Origin of the sequence: Flavobacterium denitrificans DSM 15936 (assembly GCF_000425445.1) — a bacterium.
Lineage (GTDB): Bacteria > Bacteroidota > Bacteroidia > Flavobacteriales > Flavobacteriaceae > Flavobacterium > Flavobacterium denitrificans.
Window position 1 is genome coordinate 325,241 of the sequence record NZ_KE384378.1, and the last position, 15,930, is coordinate 341,170.

Consider the following 15,930-nt stretch of genomic DNA (forward strand, 5'->3'; position numbering starts at 1 on the left):
TTATATTATTATCACGTAAATACATTTTTTACTGAATATTACATAAATAAAATACGTAGTTTTTTGATTTTAAATACAAATAATTAAATTATATTTATTTTAAAGAATTATGATTATTGATTGTTTTTAAGTAATTTCGCAGTCTCAACATGACCATTAAAGATTATGATAAAAGAAAAAAGCAATACTACATTGACATTTGAAGATTTCAAAACTGAGGTATTGAACGACTATAAAATTGCAGTAACTAGCCGTGAATGTAGTCTTTTAGGTCGTAAAGAAGTATTAACAGGAAAAGCCAAATTTGGGATATTTGGAGACGGAAAAGAAGTACCGCAGCTTGCCATGGCAAAAGCTTTTAAAAACGGTGATTTTCGTTCTGGATATTATCGCGATCAAACTTTTATGATGGCAATTGGCGAATTGACTCCAAAACAATTTTTCGCTGGTTTATACGGTCACACCGATTTAGATTTTGATCCAATGTCTGCAGGAAGGCAAATGGGCGGGCACTTTGTAACGCACAGTTTGAACGAAGATGGATCTTGGAAAGATTTAACAAAACAAAAAAATTCAAGTTCAGACATATCACCTACAGCTGGGCAAATGCCAAGATTGTTAGGTTTAGCTCAAGCTTCGAAAATTTACAGAAATGTTGACGGAATTACCATTAAAGATAAATTTACTGTAAATGGAAATGAAGTGGCCTGGGGAACTATTGGAAATGCAAGTACATCTGAAGGTTTGTTTTTTGAAACCATAAATGCTGCGGGAGTTTTACAAGTTCCGATGGTAATGAGTGTTTGGGATGATGAATACGGAATTTCTGTTCACGCCAAACATCAAACTACAAAAGAGAACATTTCTGAAATTCTAAAAGGATATCAACGCGACGAAGATTCTAAAGGTTATGATATTTTTAGAGTAAAAGGCTGGGATTATGCAGAATTGATTTCTACCTATGAAAGAGCTGGTCAAATTGCTCGTGAAGAACATATTCCGGTTTTAATTCACGTAAACGAATTGACGCAACCTCAAGGACACTCTACTTCTGGCTCACATGAGCGTTACAAAAATGCAGAAAGATTAGCTTGGGAAAGAGATTTTGACTGTATTCGTCAAATGCGTTTATGGATGATTGCAATCAACATCGCATCGCCTGAAGAACTTTCTGAAATTGATTTCCAATTGAAAAAAGAAGTTTTAGAAGCGAAAAAAGATGCTTGGAATTCATTCATCAATCCGATTATTGAAGAGCAAAATGACCTTTTGTCTTTACTAGAACAAATTGCCGAAGCAAGCGTTAACCATAAAGACAGAATCAAAAAATATATTTCGGAACTGCGTGCCATTAAAGCACCACTTAAAAAAGAAATTCTGGTTTATGCTAGAAAGATTCTTCGTTTTATTGAAGTTCCAAACAGCAAAGTGCTTTTATCAAAATGGATTACTCGATTCATAAATGAAACTCAAGAAAAATTCAGCAGTAATTTACATTCTGATTCAAATAAGAATGTTTTTTCAGTAGAAAAAGTACTTCCAAAATATGCTGAAAATGCGAAAGCAGATATTGACGGAAGAATGCTTTTGCGCGATAACTTTGATGCTTTATTTGCCAAATATCCAGAAACTTTAATTTTTGGAGAAGATGTTGGAAACATTGGCGACGTAAACCAAGGATTAGAAGGCATGCAGGAAAAATACGGAGAACTTCGTGTTGCCGATGTCGGAATTCGTGAAGCTACAATTATTGGACAAGGAATTGGAATGGCTTTGAGAGGTCTTCGTCCAATTGCTGAAATCCAATATTTAGACTATTTATTATATGCGATCCAGATCATGAGTGATGATTTGGCTACTTTGCAATATAGAACTGTTGGAAAACAAAAAGCACCATTAATTATCAGGACTCGTGGACACCGTTTAGAAGGCATCTGGCATTCTGGTTCACCAATGGGAATGATCATCAATGCGATTCGTGGTATTCACGTTTTGGTTCCAAGAGACATGACACAAGCGGCTGGATTTTACAACACACTTTTAGAATGTGATGAACCTGCTTTAGTAATCGAATGTTTAAACGGTTACCGTTTAAAAGAAAAAGCACCTTTAAATTTTGGTGAATTCAAAACGCCGATTGGTGTTGTTGAAACCATGAAAGAAGGTTCTGACATAACTTTAGTTTCTTACGGATCAACCTTAAGACTGGTTCAACAAGCAGCAAACGAATTATTGGATTTAGGAATTGACTGTGAAGTTATTGATATCCAATCTTTACTTCCTTTTGATGTGAATAAGGATATTGTAAAAAGTATCGCTAAAACAAATCGCTTGTTAGTAATTGATGAAGATGTTCCAGGTGGAGCTTCGGCTTATATTTTACAACAAATTCTGGAAGAACAGGATGCGTATAAATATCTTGACAGCAAACCACAAACCCTTGCTGCAAAAGCCCACAGACCAGCATACGGCACTGATGGTGATTATTTCTCAAAACCTTCTGCCGAAGATATTTTCGAGAAAGTGTACAGCATGATGAATGAAGTTAATCCTTCTAAATTTCCTAGTTTGTACTAAGATTTTAGAATTTTTAGATAAAAAAAAGCTCCAAAAATTTTGGAGCTTTTTTGCATTCTATTCTTTGCCAACTTTGTCAAAGTTTTGTGTGTAATCTTTGTGGAGCTTCTTGCGGAAATCCCTCGTTCCTCGGGATGATAAGATTGTGGATAATGCTCAAATCAATTATCAATTATCAATTATCAATTATCAATTATCAATTAATTAAATATCTTTAAGCATCATTCTAGCCTTCTCTAAATCCTCAGCCGTATCAATCCCAATTCCAACATGTGTCGTCTCAACCATTTTAATACGTTTTCCGAATTCTAAATAACGTAGTTGTTCCAATTTCTCAGAAGCTTCCAAAGATTTCATTGGCAAGCTGTAAAAATCTAATAAAGCCTGTTTTCTAAAAGCATAAATTCCGATGTGCTGAAAATATCTTACTCCAACATTTATCTCTCTCGGATACGGAATTACAGAACGAGAAAAATACAAAGCAAACTGCGATTGGTCTACAACCACTTTTACGTTGTTCGGATTATTTATTTCCTCTTCATCTGTGATTTCACGCATCAACGAAGCTAAATCAACCTTTTTATCAGAATCATTCTTAAAAACAGATAATACTTGAGCTAAAGGCTCAGCTTCTGTAAAAGGCTCGTCACCTTGCACATTTACCACAATATCAACATCCAGATTAGCTACAGCTTCTGCAATTCGGTCACTTCCGGATTCGTGTTCTTTGATACTCATAATGGCCTTTCCCCCATTAGAAACAATTTCATTAAAAATCAAATCAGAATCGGTTACAACAAAAACATCGTTGAATAATTTCGTAGAAACTGCTGCTTCGTAGGTTCTCAAAATTACTGTTTTGCCCCCTAAATCCTGCATTAATTTTGCAGGGAAACGTGTTGAAGCATATCTGGCTGGAATTACCGCTATTATTTTCATTCTTATATTTTACTGAGTTTAAAAAACTCAAAATTTAGTAATTTAATTTTCACCGATTTTAAGTGTTTGCAAATATGCAAAAATTACTTTTAAATTTTCTGTTTTTCTATTTCTGTAAAAGGATGAAAATCATGTTCAAGATATTAAAACAAAAATTTAAACCAAAACGGTAACACGAAGATAAGTTGCAGGAATTAATGTAGAATTTTCGTCATTACTTTTGTTTTGGCTATAAACTAATCCTTCCAATTTAGCATACAACTCCGAAGTTTTCCCGTTTTGTTCAGCAGCTTCAAAAGCATTCATAGTTGGACTATAGTAAGTTTTCAATCGATTTAACCACTCCGAAGGCGGGAATGTTGCTTTAAATGTAAATGTATCTCGTTCAAAAGAAATATCTTCTTTAGGAACACCCGCATTTGTGAATCTTTCGATTACGTTATCCTCAATACCCCAAAGCATCGGGCTTACAAAACCCTCAGGAGGCGGAGGTGTAAATTCAGCACTAACTTTCAATATCTGCGCAATCAACGTTGGATCTCCCGGTATCCAATTGCCCATAATAACTTTACCTCCAGGTTTTGTAACACGAACCATTTCTTTAGCAACATCAAAAGGTTTTGGGGCAAACATTGCTCCAAAAATGCTCATCGTAACATCGTAAGACTGATCTTTCAATTCATTCAAATCGGTTGCGTCGCCTTCTTGAAATACAATATTATCCAATCCTTACTTTTTTGCCCGAAGATTACCAGCTTCAACTAAATTTCTTGCTATATCAACACCTAAAACATTGGCTCCTAATTTTGCCGAAGGTATTGCGGTAGTACCATCACCACAGCCTAGATCTAAAACGTTAGTATTTTCTTTAATTCCAATTTTGGCAACCAATTCTGCACCGCTTTCTCTCATAGATTCTGCAACCTGCGTAAAATCGCCTTTTTCCCATAATGCTTTGTTTGGATTCATCTTAATTTTATCAGTGATTATAGTGCTGATCCCACACTCTTACTTAATTCGTAAACATCTTCTATCCTTTTTTAAATTATCACCAGTTAATCATAAAAGGCATTTAAAAAACTACTTAAGAAGAAGATACAAATCAAATAATCAACTGACAAACAATTACTTATACAAAATTAAACAAATTTAAATGAAACGTTTTACTATCTCACCAAATTTATTTTTTTAAACAAGTTGTGTAGATTATAAACTTTCAGACCATTATCATATAAATTAAAACGACTGGAAAACTTTGACGAGTCCTTTCGCTATTTCCATATAAAACCAAATATATTATTCACAGCGTTTTCTAAAATATTTTTTATAACATTTTCAGTAAAGCATTGTTATTTAGTTTCTTAGAATATTTTTATTTTTATATAAAAAAACATGAAAAGAACCTTTACTTCTATCCTGCTCTATTTCTTTTTAATTTTTACTTCCAATGCTTTTTCTCAGAATAAAACCCTCAACGTATTTACAAACCGAATTTTTGATGAGAAAGGTTATCGACCATTGGCTGATTTAAAATGGAAATTTAAAACCGAAGGAAAAATCTTTTCCTCGCCAATTGTTAAAAACGGAGCAATTTATATAGGAAGTGAAGACGGTTTTTTATACTGCATTAACGAAAAATCAGGAAACAACAAATGGAAATTCAAAACAAATGGCGCAGTTTACAGTTCGGCCAGTTTAAATGATAATACTATTTATTTTGGAAGTTTCGACGGGTATTATTATGCCGTAAATGCAACAACTGGAAAAGAAATCTGGAAGTTTAAAACCAAAGGCGAACATTGGTACCAAGAAATCGGAATGTGGGGAATGAAACCAAACGATATGCTGATGAACGATTTATGGGATTTTTATTTATCATCGCCTGTTATTTACAAAGACAAAAATAATGCTTTAGTCATTTTTGGAAGCAGTGATGGAAATATGTACGCTGTCGATTCAAAAAACGGTACTTTAAAATGGAATTTCAAAACCAATGAACCAATTCACAGTACACCAGTTATTTCAAAAGACAAATTATATTTTGGAGGTTGGGACGGAATTTTCTACGCTTTAGACTGTAAAACAGGAAAAGAGAAATGGCATTTTTCAACTGAAGTCAAAACTGGATTTAAAGGTATTCAGGCTTCTGCTTTTGTTGCAGATGGGTTGGTTTATTTTGGCGCCAGAGATCCTTTTTTGTTTGCGCTTGATGCAGAAACCGGAAAATTAGTTTGGAAATACAATGCCGAGAATTCCTGGATTTTGAGTTCGGCTGTTGTTCAGGGTAATACACTTTACGTTGGAACTTCAGACACTTATGCATTATTAGCGCTTGACGCAAAAACCGGAAAAGAAAAGTACCGATTTAAAGGAAACGGCTATATTTATTCTTCGCCTGCAATATCAGGAAACACGGCTTATTTTGGCGATTTTAGCGGTAATTTTTTCGCTTTAAACTTGCTTTCTAACGGAAAAGAATCTGATTTTGTAAGTACTGAAAACAGAAAAAAATATGCTCCTGAAATTTTAAACAACAATCATCTTGATTTTACATATGTTTCCAAACAAGCCGATTTATCTGTTTATGCCGAAAACCAAAAAGTAATGGATGAATTTTACAAATTAGGCCCAATTGTTTCATCGCCATTCATAAACAACAATACTATTTATTTTGGAAGCGCCGATGGTTATTTATATGCTTATAACTTAAAAAGAGAATAAAGCTTACATTATTTTAACCGAAGTCATACTCAATGAACCTGCCAATAATTTATCATTAAACAAATCTAGCTCATCTGTTTTGTCTTTTAATCCCAAAGTATAAAGCAAAGGCAAATAATGATCTGGAGTTGGAATCGCCAATTGAACGTCTTTATTCATTTTTTCGAAATCAATCAAAGGCTGAAAATTTCCATCCAAAAGATAATTATTTACCGTTTCTCTGGCTTCAATTGCCCAGTCGTAACCGTAATTGTCTTTATCGAAATTCCTGAAATCAACCATTCTAAGATTATGTACAATATTACCGCTTCCGATAATCAAAACTCCTTTATAACGAAGCTGTTGCAGTTTCTGAGCCAATTCAAAATGATATTGCCCAGACTTTGTATAATCAATACTCAGCTGAATTACGGGAACATCAGCATTTGGGTATAAATGTTTTATTACGCTCCAAGCACCATGATCTAAACCCCAATGTTCGTCTAATTCGACCTGAACCGGGTCTAAGATTTTTTTGGTTTCAACTGCTAATTCCGGACTTCCTTTTGCGGGATATTGCACATCAAAAAGCGCTTGCGGAAAGCCTCCAAAATCATGAATGGTTCTCGGCATTTCCATCGAAGTAACTTTTGTTCCTTTGGTAAACCAATGCGCCGAAACGCATAAAATTGCATTTGGCTGTGGCAATGTTTTAGCCAATTCACGAAAACCGGCTACAAACTGATTTTCTTCAATTGCATTCATCGGGCTACCGTGTCCTAAAAACAAAACCGGCATTTTATCTGTATTCGAAAACGTTGATGAAATCGAATGTAAGTTGTTTAGTGTCGTCATTGTTTAGATTTTTTTTGCCACAGATTAAAAGGATTAAAAAGATTTCTTAAAATGCGTTTAATTTTTTTCTCGCAGATTTCGCAGATTCTGCAATTTTTTTTAGTTAAGTTTCTCAAAAAACAATCTGCAGAATCTGCGAAATCTGCGGGAAACAAAAAAATTAGCGCATTTAAAATTTTTCTGCTTTAAGCAGAAAATCTGTGAGAATCATTTTATCCCGATAGCTATCGGGAGTGGCTAAAATTTTTATTCTTCAAAACTCTCGTCTTTAAATCCTATCAAATATAATTTATTTTTGGCACGCGTCATAGCCGTATAAAGCCATCTTATGTAATCACGGTCGATTCCGTCTGGCAAATACGGCTGTTCGATAAAAACAGTATTCCACTGTCCTCCTTGCGATTTGTGACAGGTGATTGCGTATGAGAATTTTACTTGTAATCCGTTGAAATATTCGTTTTCCTTAACTTTTTGGAATCTTTTGTATTTCGTTGGTTCATCTTCGTAATCTTTCATTACTTCTTCATACAAACGATTTGATTCTTCATAAGTCAATGACGGCGATTCGCTTTTGATCGTATCCAAAATCAAAACCGTTTCAAAAGGAATTTGATTTGGATAATCGACCATTCTGATTTTGACTTTCGCAAAAGTAAAACCATATAACTCTTTGATTCCGAATATTTCCAAAACCTCAATAATATCTCCGTTGGCAATAAATCCGGCTTCATCAGTTTCTTTGAGCCAGAAATAATTGTTTTTGACAACCATCAGAAAATCTCCGACCGAAAGTTCGCTTTCTTTAAATAAAATTCGGCTTCTAATTTGTTCATTGTACTGATTTGCTCTTTTGTTTGATCGCACAATAAAAGCCGTATCTTCAATACTATAATTGCTGTAAGCCGTGTTTATAGCGTCCTGAATATCGTATCCATCCGTCAAGCGGACAATATCTTTAAACTTTTTTACATTGAATTTAAACTCGGTTATAAAACTTTCTTTCAGTAATTCACGAAGTTCTGTCGCATTGAACAAAATTCCTGAACTTTCTTCCTGACGCATTACTTCGTCCAATTCGATATGTTCAATTTCTTTATCATAATGAACACCAAGAGTCTGAATATCAAGTGCTGGAGAAATATCTAAATTTACCGGTGGCAACTGCGCTGTATCTCCTAAAAGAATCATTTTGCAATTTTGGCCGGAATACACATAATAAATCAAATCATCTAGAAGTGAACCGCTATCGAGCGTACTATCTGAAATCATCGAAGCCTCATCGACGATAAAAATGGTGTTTTTATGTTTATTGACTTGCTTTGTAAAAGCAACTCCTCCTCCCGATGATTTTTTCGGAAAATAGATTTTTTTATGAATAGTAAAAGCCGACGTATTGGAGTAATTCGAAATCACTTTTGCCGCGCGACCTGTTGGCGCAAGCAAAACAAATTTTTTATTGATTTCGCCAAGATTATTTACAATCGTCGAAATCACCGTTGTTTTTCCGGTTCCCGCATAACCTTTCAATACAAAAATGGTATCATTTTGAGGTTCGGTCAAAAAAATAGCTATTTTTTGAAAAAATATATCTTGTTTGTAAGTAGGTGCAAAAGGGAATCGTTTTTGTAAAACGCTGTAAAACAATGTTGAATTCATAGGGAAAAATTGGAATACAAAGTTCGTCATTTTTAATGGCAAAATCAATTATAAACCATGTATGTCATATAAAAAAATTTAAGCTATAGATTACGTTCTTAACTTTATGGGCTTATATAACTTATATGGTAAAGAAACCTTAACCATATTTTAAAATGTTTTTAAAATTGTTTTTTGAAATTGCAATTATTATTGTTGCTTTTTAATTTGTAAGTTTGTGGTCGCTTAAATTCTTTCTTGATTCAAAAACAGGTAACGAGTTGTAAATCAGATATGTCATTACAAAACACTAACATTACTTCTAAAAATTACAAAAAACTTTCTATTCAGGTTTCTCTGACTGGATTTTCTTATTGCTGTTTTGATACTTTAAATAATGTTATCACTTCATTTAAAGAAATCAAATTTGATACCACCAAAACAGTGAAAATTGAAGATTTATTCAGCGATGCTTTCAAAAACAATCCTGATTTAAAGGACATTTACGACGAAGTTATGGTAATTCACACAAACAATCTTTCGACTTTTGTTCCAGAGGCATTGTTTGATGAAGAATATTTAGGAAGTTATCTGCAATACAACACAAAAGTTTTTGAGACAGATTTTTTTACGTTTGACGAGATCTCTAATTATCAAATGAATTCGGTTTATATTCCGTATGTGAATATCAATAATTTTTTGATTGATAATGTTGGGTCTTTTGACTACAAACACGCCAATAGTATTTTGGTCGAAAAAATATTAGACAATTCAAGAAACAATGACGAAAAGAAAATGGTGGTCAATTTTAATCCTGACCATTTTGAAGTTATAGTGGTGCAAAACCAAAAACTTTTGTTTTTCAATTCATTTGAATATCAAACCCCTGAAGATTTCCTATACTACCTACTATTTACTGCCGAACAATCGAATTTAAATCCGGAAATTTTTCCGCTCGAATTATTAGGCACGATAGATCAAAACGATCCGTTTTATGCCATTGCGTATAAATACATTCGTAATATATCCTTTCTGGATGTAAGCACTTTACAGCAAAAAAACAGCTTCTCTTTAAAAGAAAATCAAAAACATTACATTTTATTCCAATCATGAGAATTATTTCAGGAAAACACAAAGGGCGCCGAATTTCTCCACCAAAAAACCTTCCTGTAAGACCAACAACTGATATGAGCAAAGAAGCATTATTTAATGTTTTGAATAATCATTTCAGTTTTGACAGCTTAAAGGTTTTAGATTTGTTTTCAGGAACCGGAAACATCAGTTATGAATTTGCCTCACGTGGCAGTGCGCCAATCACGTCTGTTGATGGAGATTTTGGATGCGTGAAATTTATCAAACAAGTTTCGTCAGAATATGATTTTGATATTGCAGCGACAAAAAGTGATGTTTTTAAATTTCTGGAAAACTGCAAAACTTCATACGATATTGTTTTTGCCGATCCTCCGTACGGATTAGACCAAGCGACTTTTGAAAAAATTGTACTGACGGTTTTTGAAAGAGATTTGCTTCATGAAGACGGAATGATGATTATTGAGCATTCAAAATATACAAAGCTTGACCATATGAGTAATTTTTCATTTCAGAAAAGCTACGGAGGCTCCTATTTCAGTTTCTTCGAATTAAACTCAACTGATGATGATGAAGAACTTCCTGGAGATTCTCCAATAAAAATCACAGAAGAAGACGAAGGATAGTCTTTTAAAATTTCAAATTATTAAAATCCCAAATCCCTCCCGACACTTCGGAATGGAACTTGGGATTTTCTTTTTTTATCGAACCCGACTTTCATTCTCATCAACCGTTTTTTCTTTATATTTTGAATCTTTTATTTTGCCGAAAGAATAACGCAAAGCAATTGAAATTTCGTGTGCATCTGCTAAATATTTAGATTTTGAGCTTATTTGATTTACAGTAAAGCTTTCTCTGTACATCATTTGCTTAAAAACATCATTAAAATTTAAAGTGCAACTCCAGTTTTTGGCAAATGTTTTGGCTAGCGACATATCAAAAACAAAATTCGCTTTTCGTTCAAAAACACCATCATTTTGCGCTGTTGTTCCCCAAAAAGAAAAGACATAAGTAAAGTTCTTCGGCAACTTAAAAGAATTATTTGAGTAATAATACAAATACGGTTTAGATGAATGCATTAACGCTGAATTGTCTTCAACTTTGCTTTTTATAAAAATCAACGAATTGGTTGCTGTCCAGAATCTATACGTAAACGGAAGTGTAAAATCGATAGTAAAACCGGTTTCGCGTTTAAAATTAACATCCGTAATCGTCAAAATATTGGTTTCGTTATTAAATATAAAAGTTTGATTAACGGTATTTTCAGTTTGATAATAGCTTATTTTAACCGATTTCTCTCGATACTGAAGATTACCTGCAATTTCGTCTGTAAATGCCGGACCTAATTTAATACTGCTTCCATATAAAAAATACGGATTTATATACGTTGCAATTTGGCTTAAGGACGAATATTTTGGCCTCACAATATTTTTTGCATAATTTAAATTGACGCTTTTTGTGCTGTCTATTGCAAATGAAAACTGTGCTTTTGGAAATAAATTAGTGTAGTTTTTATCAATTGAAGGCAATAAATCCGTTTTATATTTTGCATAAACATTTGTGTTTTCAGCTCGTAATCCAAATGAAAAATCAACTTTTTTGAACTTTCCAGAAAACTGAATGTACGCAGCTAAATTTTCTTCTTTAAAATCATAATTTAAAGTCTCATTTTTATTTTTCTCAAAATCAAATATATCTGAATCCGAATTCGATTTTGCTTTTAAATACAAACCTCCATATTCTAAATTCATTTCATTTTTAAACTTTTTCTCTAAATCAATTCTTCCCGAAAAAACATCGACATTAAATTTCTGATCTCTGTTTTGCGATAATTCAAATTCGGTTTCATTAAAATTATTCTCCACCAAACTCCATAAATGCTGATTGAAATTGGAATATTGAAAACCAGCAAAAAGTTGTGTATTAATGAATTTTAATCTCTTGGAATAGTTCATAAATGCGTTCACAAAATTTTTGTCACTCGAATTATTACTCCAAGTAAAAACATTGTTTTCAGCATCCTGATTTTTATTAAAAGTAAAAGTATTGATATCAAAATTATCATCTCTAAGCTTGCCGTTTACATTCGCAGAAAAATAATCATCCTCATTTATTTTATAAAAAAAACCACCTCCAAAAACATATTCATTTATATGCGAAACTGCCGTTACATCATAATTTGAAACAATCAAAGCTTGCGGGATTTCATACGCAATACTATGATTTTCCCATGGATTTCGTTTGTTATAATTAAAATTCGATTTCCATTCTAATTTGCCTTTTTTGAAGCTTGAATTAAATCCGAGGTAATTATTGAAATGTTTTTTGAAAGAAGCAACTTCAGAAATTTCAGTTCTAAAACTGTCTTTTTTGCTGAATTTTCGAGTAATCAAAATTACAGCACGACCTTCGGCTTCGTATTTTGAAGATGGATTCTGAATGATTTCAATTGTTTTAATATCTGCAACAGCCAAAGCATTCAATTCATTCATTCCAACTTTTTGATTGTCGATATAAATAAGTGGGTTTCCTTTGCCTACAAGCGTAATATTTTCTCGATCTGGACTAACTTGAACTCCAGGCAATTTTGAAAGTAAATCGACCGGATTTGGAATTGTATTGTAAATGGAATTCGCAACATCCACTTTTATGTTTCCGTTTGAATTTGTGAAAGTCTTTTTATTTTGAGTTACAACAACTTCACTCAACTTTTGAGAAATAGAATCTTTTTGCTTTTCATTTTGAGCTTTAGCAAAAAAAGAAAACAGAAAAAGCAAAAGAGCCAAAATTAGTTTCAATGGCATATAAATGATATTTAAAATGGATTAACAATGCAGCAAAAGTGCTTTGAAAAACCAGTTCTGAAAGTTAATTGGAGGTTAATGCAGAGTTAATCTCCATTTTATTTTATAAAAGCATTATTTTTGGGTGGAGAAAATTGGCACACTGATGAAGCATATTAAACTGATTTTCGCTGTTTTTTTATAATCTCTCCCTCTCGATAGCTATCGGGAGCGAGAGGAAAAAGATTTATGCACATCAGCTTAACCTGCGTCATCCGTAATCTATAATTTCAAACAAGTAATGAAACAAAGAATCAATTTATTAATCGCATTTTCTGTCGTTGCATTTATTGTTCTGACGACGGTGCAATGTTATTTGGTAAAAACCACTTACGATTATAAAGTAGCACAGTTTCATACACAGATTAAGAATGAAATTGCCCAGATTACGAATAATTACAGCGATATTGATTCGGTTTTAGTATCTAAAAAAGAAGCGCTTTACAGAGAATTATCCGAAAATTATATTGTTGGAAAAAACAATAAATCGATTGTCAAGGCTGGACTTTTGGAAAATGAGTTTAAAGATGCATTAACGCAAAAAATCAAGCAAAAATTTGAAAGAGATCTGCCTTATTTCAAAATTGATTTTGCTATTGTACTCAATAAATTCATTCTCTATAAAAACACCAAAAAAGCCGACACCATATTCTCTGAAAAACCTTTTATCGAAAATAAACTATACGGAAATCTGGCTTCGCTAAATCATGCTTTTTTAGTTCGAAATTATGTTGGAACGACAAATGGAACTTTTGAAAATCAAGATTATCAATTGTTGACAGAAGATTCAATGTACGTTTCGGTAATCGATTGGGAAATGATTATTTTAAGACGAATGACCTTTATTTTGATCTTGTCATTATTTTCGATTGCTACAATTATCAGTCTTTTTGTGATTGCCATTAAAGCTTTAATCAAGCAAAAAAAAGTCAGCGATGTCAAAACTGATTTCATTAATAATATCACGCACGAACTTAAAACGCCTTTGGCTACTTTGGGTATTTCAACCAAAATTTTAGCACAAAAAAGCATTCGTGAAAATGACGAAAACTTCGATTCTATTGTCAGCACCATTTCGCGTCAAAATAATCGTCTCCAAAATTTGATTGATCAAGTCATGGCAAGTTCATTGGCAGAAAACGAAATTGAACTGCAAAAGGAAAAAATTGAAACTGAAGATTTTCTGCTTTCCATTGTAAACGATTTTAAGATTACATTTCCAAAAATCGATATCAAAACCGATTTCCAAACACAAAAAACCATTTTGGCTCTCGATAAATTTCATTTAACAACCGCATTTTTAAATGTTTTGGAAAATGCTGTTAAATATGGCTCTAAAACTATTTCAGTCAAAACAAGAATCATCGAAAAACAATTTTCTATAAGTTTTGAAGATGACGGAATTGGTATTGCCAAAAACAAGCAAGCCTTTCTTTTTGAGAAATTTTATCGCGTAGAACAAGGAAATCTCCACAACACAAAAGGTTTAGGTTTAGGACTTTATTATGTTGACCAAATCGTAAAAGCACATCAAGGCTCTATTAACGTTATTAGCGATTTAGGAAAAGGTGCTCAGTTTACTATTTTATTAAAAGTTTAATTCCCTTATTTTGAAAAGATTACTTTTAGCCGAAGACGATTTTGATTTCGCGGCGATTTTAAAACAATATCTAGAACTGCATCAATTTGAAGTAATCTGGGCAGAAAATGGAGAAATAGCTTTGGACTATTTTAAAAACCAGACTTTTGATATTTGCATTTTTGATGTCATGATGCCCAAGTTGGACGGATTTTCATTGGCTGAGAAGATAATTACTATCAACCCCGAAATTCCATTTATTTTTCTAACAGCAAGAAAGTTAAAAGAAGACAAAATCATTGGATTGAAACTTGGTGCGGATGATTATATCGCAAAACCATTTGAAGTCGATGAGCTGGTTTTGCGTTTGCAGAATATCTTAAAAAGAATCGAGCAAAAAAGAAGTCTTGAAGGAAATAATATAATCGAAATTGGTTCGTATATTTTTGATAACGAACGATTAACGCTCAATAATAAAAACCATGTTCAGCAACTTACCGAAAAAGAAGCTGCGCTTATAGAATATTTATATCTCAACCACAATCAATTACTAAAAAGAGATCAAATTTTAATGTCGGTTTGGAAAAAAGACGATTATTTCTCGGGAAGAAGCATGGATGTTTTTATCAGCAGATTGAGAAAATATTTCAATTCAGATCCAAAAATCAAGATTGAAAGTGTTCGAAATATTGGATTAGAATTTAAAATAGAAAAACCTTGATTCGTCAAGGTTTTTCTATTTTTATTTGAGAACTATTTTCCAATAACCCAACCTAAAGTAAAATTGACAGGAAAAGCAAATTTTGTTTCGACTTTACTAAAATTTACACCTGGCCCAGCACTAAATTCTAAGTTAAAACGCTTTTTATAAGTGCGTTGCAATCCCCAAATTACTGCCACTGTAGATGAAGGAACATAATTAAAATATGCTTTATCACCTGCAATCGGTTTCGTATAATAAGTAGCATTGAAAGCTAAATAATTTCCAGAGTTGCGTTCCGTTCTTTTGCCTTTATTGGCTCGTTTTTGTAAGTTATAATAATGGCGAAACTGCTCTGTAATTCCGATAGCGACATAAGTATCTGATTCGGCGTAATAATCACTATGACTAGTACCTAAACCAACAGTTGCCTCGGAATACAAAGTGTTTTTTTCTGAAAAACCGTGTTCATAAACAAAGCCTGGAAACAATACATTGATCTTAAATTGATTTTTAACAACCGAAACCGCGGCTTCGTCTTGCGCATGAACCTTAAATACTGCAAAAAGCAACATTAAAAAGTAAATTTTCTTCATATAATGGTTTATCGATTAGTGTGCGTAAAAATAGTATTTAATCCATACGAAATGCTTGAGAACAAAACTTTTTCTTACAAAATAATCCCTTAAAATCATAAAACCTTCATAAGTAATTGTATAACAGTATTTAACAATTACAAGGATAAATTTGTTATACAACTTTAAATATATTAATCATGAACCTAAAAAGATTTTTCGGAGGATTGTTAACGGTCCTTGGAATAATAGGACTTATTTATACAGCAATGGTCTTTGCGGATACAAGCGGAGGAACCAGAGATATTAAATCGCTAATTATTTATGGCGTTTTGGGAATTGTATTTTTTACATCAGGAATTAGCTTGGTTCGAACTACAAAAGACGAGTCGTAATATAATTTGCCACGAAGACGCTAAGACACAAAGTTTTTTTGTT

The 15,930-nt window shown here is 32.8% G+C and carries 12 protein-coding genes and 1 pseudogene; 7 read left to right on the top strand and 6 right to left on the bottom strand.

Going from position 1 to position 15,930, the window contains the following annotated elements:
• Nucleotides 1–165 precede the first annotated feature (165 nt).
• Complete coding sequence (locus H600_RS0117890; protein WP_026730077.1) at nucleotides 166–2,577, top strand: alpha-ketoacid dehydrogenase subunit alpha/beta; 2,412 nt, start codon at nucleotides 166–168, stop codon at nucleotides 2,575–2,577.
• Between the two features lie 204 nt (nucleotides 2,578–2,781).
• Here H600_RS0117890 and kdsB read toward each other — a convergent pair whose 3' ends face one another.
• Together kdsB and H600_RS22285 are read right to left on the bottom strand one after the other, a co-directional pair.
• Nucleotides 2,782–3,516 carry a 3-deoxy-manno-octulosonate cytidylyltransferase gene (gene kdsB / locus H600_RS0117895; RefSeq protein ID WP_026730078.1) on the bottom strand — a complete coding sequence of 245 codons (735 nt, stop codon included), beginning with the start codon at nucleotides 3,514–3,516 and terminating at the stop codon, nucleotides 2,782–2,784.
• Nucleotides 3,517–3,672: 156 nt separating this feature from the next.
• Nucleotides 3,673–4,485 (bottom strand): annotated as a pseudogene (locus tag H600_RS22285) (class I SAM-dependent methyltransferase).
• A 423-nt stretch (nucleotides 4,486–4,908) separates the two neighbouring features.
• Here H600_RS22285 and H600_RS0117905 point away from each other — a divergent pair.
• Nucleotides 4,909–6,237, top strand: a complete 1,329-nt coding sequence (locus H600_RS0117905; protein ID WP_026730079.1) for an outer membrane protein assembly factor BamB family protein — start codon at nucleotides 4,909–4,911, stop codon at nucleotides 6,235–6,237.
• A 3-nt stretch (nucleotides 6,238–6,240) separates the two neighbouring features.
• Here H600_RS0117905 and ygiD read toward each other — a convergent pair whose 3' ends face one another.
• Together ygiD and H600_RS0117920 are read right to left on the bottom strand one after the other, a co-directional pair.
• Complete coding sequence (gene ygiD, locus H600_RS0117910; RefSeq protein WP_026730080.1) at nucleotides 6,241–7,071, bottom strand: 4,5-DOPA-extradiol-dioxygenase; 831 nt, start codon at nucleotides 7,069–7,071, stop codon at nucleotides 6,241–6,243.
• A 246-nt stretch (nucleotides 7,072–7,317) separates the two neighbouring features.
• Nucleotides 7,318–8,727 carry an ATP-dependent DNA helicase gene (locus H600_RS0117920; protein ID WP_026730081.1) on the bottom strand — a complete coding sequence of 470 codons (1,410 nt, stop codon included), beginning with the start codon at nucleotides 8,725–8,727 and terminating at the stop codon, nucleotides 7,318–7,320.
• A 273-nt stretch (nucleotides 8,728–9,000) separates the two neighbouring features.
• On the opposite strand from H600_RS0117920, the gene H600_RS0117925 reads away from it, so the two are divergent.
• Together H600_RS0117925 and H600_RS0117930 are read left to right on the top strand one after the other, a co-directional pair.
• Nucleotides 9,001–9,819, top strand: a complete 819-nt coding sequence (locus tag H600_RS0117925) for a DUF3822 family protein (RefSeq protein ID WP_026730082.1) — start codon at nucleotides 9,001–9,003, stop codon at nucleotides 9,817–9,819.
• On the top strand, nucleotides 9,816–10,421 hold the full coding sequence (locus tag H600_RS0117930) for an RsmD family RNA methyltransferase (RefSeq protein ID WP_026730083.1): 606 nt from the start codon (nucleotides 9,816–9,818) through the stop codon (nucleotides 10,419–10,421). The genes H600_RS0117925 and H600_RS0117930 overlap by 4 nt, the downstream gene beginning before the upstream one ends.
• Before the next feature lie 75 nt (nucleotides 10,422–10,496).
• Here H600_RS0117930 and H600_RS0117935 read toward each other — a convergent pair whose 3' ends face one another.
• Nucleotides 10,497–12,599: an outer membrane beta-barrel family protein gene (locus H600_RS0117935; protein ID WP_035108746.1), complete on the bottom strand. Its 2,103-nt coding sequence runs from the start codon at nucleotides 12,597–12,599 to the stop codon at nucleotides 10,497–10,499.
• 280 nt (nucleotides 12,600–12,879) lie between these two features.
• Here H600_RS0117935 and H600_RS0117940 point away from each other — a divergent pair, with 280 nt between their 5' ends.
• Nucleotides 12,880–14,238 (top strand): sensor histidine kinase, encoded by a 1,359-nt coding sequence (locus H600_RS0117940; protein WP_026730085.1) that lies wholly within the window; start codon nucleotides 12,880–12,882, stop codon nucleotides 14,236–14,238.
• Nucleotides 14,239–14,248: 10 nt separating this feature from the next.
• The gene (locus tag H600_RS0117945) at nucleotides 14,249–14,938 is read left to right on the top strand and encodes a response regulator transcription factor (RefSeq protein ID WP_026730086.1); all 690 of its coding nucleotides are present in this window, start codon (nucleotides 14,249–14,251) and stop codon (nucleotides 14,936–14,938) included.
• Between the two features lie 32 nt (nucleotides 14,939–14,970).
• Here the strand turns inward: H600_RS0117945 and H600_RS0117950 are convergent, their stop codons facing one another.
• On the bottom strand, nucleotides 14,971–15,513 hold the full coding sequence (locus H600_RS0117950) for a hypothetical protein (protein ID WP_026730087.1): 543 nt from the start codon (nucleotides 15,511–15,513) through the stop codon (nucleotides 14,971–14,973).
• A 179-nt stretch (nucleotides 15,514–15,692) separates the two neighbouring features.
• Here H600_RS0117950 and H600_RS0117955 point away from each other — a divergent pair, with 179 nt between their 5' ends.
• Entirely contained in the window at nucleotides 15,693–15,887 is a 195-nt protein-coding gene (locus H600_RS0117955) for a hypothetical protein (protein WP_026730088.1), read from the top strand.
• The last annotated feature ends 43 nt before the right edge of the window (nucleotides 15,888–15,930 follow it).

What these genes read in the sequence shown, in the direction of transcription:
- H600_RS0117890 (WP_026730077.1), top strand. Translation starts at nt 166, where the DNA reads ATGATAAAAGAAAAAAGCAATACTACATTGACATTTGAAGATTTCAAA.
- kdsB (WP_026730078.1), bottom strand. Translation starts at nt 3,516, where the DNA reads ATGAAAATAATAGCGGTAATTCCAGCCAGATATGCTTCAACACGTTTC.
- H600_RS0117905 (WP_026730079.1), top strand. Translation starts at nt 4,909, where the DNA reads ATGAAAAGAACCTTTACTTCTATCCTGCTCTATTTCTTTTTAATTTTT.
- ygiD (WP_026730080.1), bottom strand. Translation starts at nt 7,071, where the DNA reads ATGACGACACTAAACAACTTACATTCGATTTCATCAACGTTTTCGAAT.
- H600_RS0117920 (WP_026730081.1), bottom strand. Translation starts at nt 8,727, where the DNA reads ATGAATTCAACATTGTTTTACAGCGTTTTACAAAAACGATTCCCTTTT.
- H600_RS0117925 (WP_026730082.1), top strand. Translation starts at nt 9,001, where the DNA reads ATGTCATTACAAAACACTAACATTACTTCTAAAAATTACAAAAAACTT.
- H600_RS0117930 (WP_026730083.1), top strand. Translation starts at nt 9,816, where the DNA reads ATGAGAATTATTTCAGGAAAACACAAAGGGCGCCGAATTTCTCCACCA.
- H600_RS0117935 (WP_035108746.1), bottom strand. Translation starts at nt 12,599, where the DNA reads ATGCCATTGAAACTAATTTTGGCTCTTTTGCTTTTTCTGTTTTCTTTT.
- H600_RS0117940 (WP_026730085.1), top strand. Translation starts at nt 12,880, where the DNA reads ATGAAACAAAGAATCAATTTATTAATCGCATTTTCTGTCGTTGCATTT.
- H600_RS0117950 (WP_026730087.1), bottom strand. Translation starts at nt 15,513, where the DNA reads ATGAAGAAAATTTACTTTTTAATGTTGCTTTTTGCAGTATTTAAGGTT.
- H600_RS0117955 (WP_026730088.1), top strand. Translation starts at nt 15,693, where the DNA reads ATGAACCTAAAAAGATTTTTCGGAGGATTGTTAACGGTCCTTGGAATA.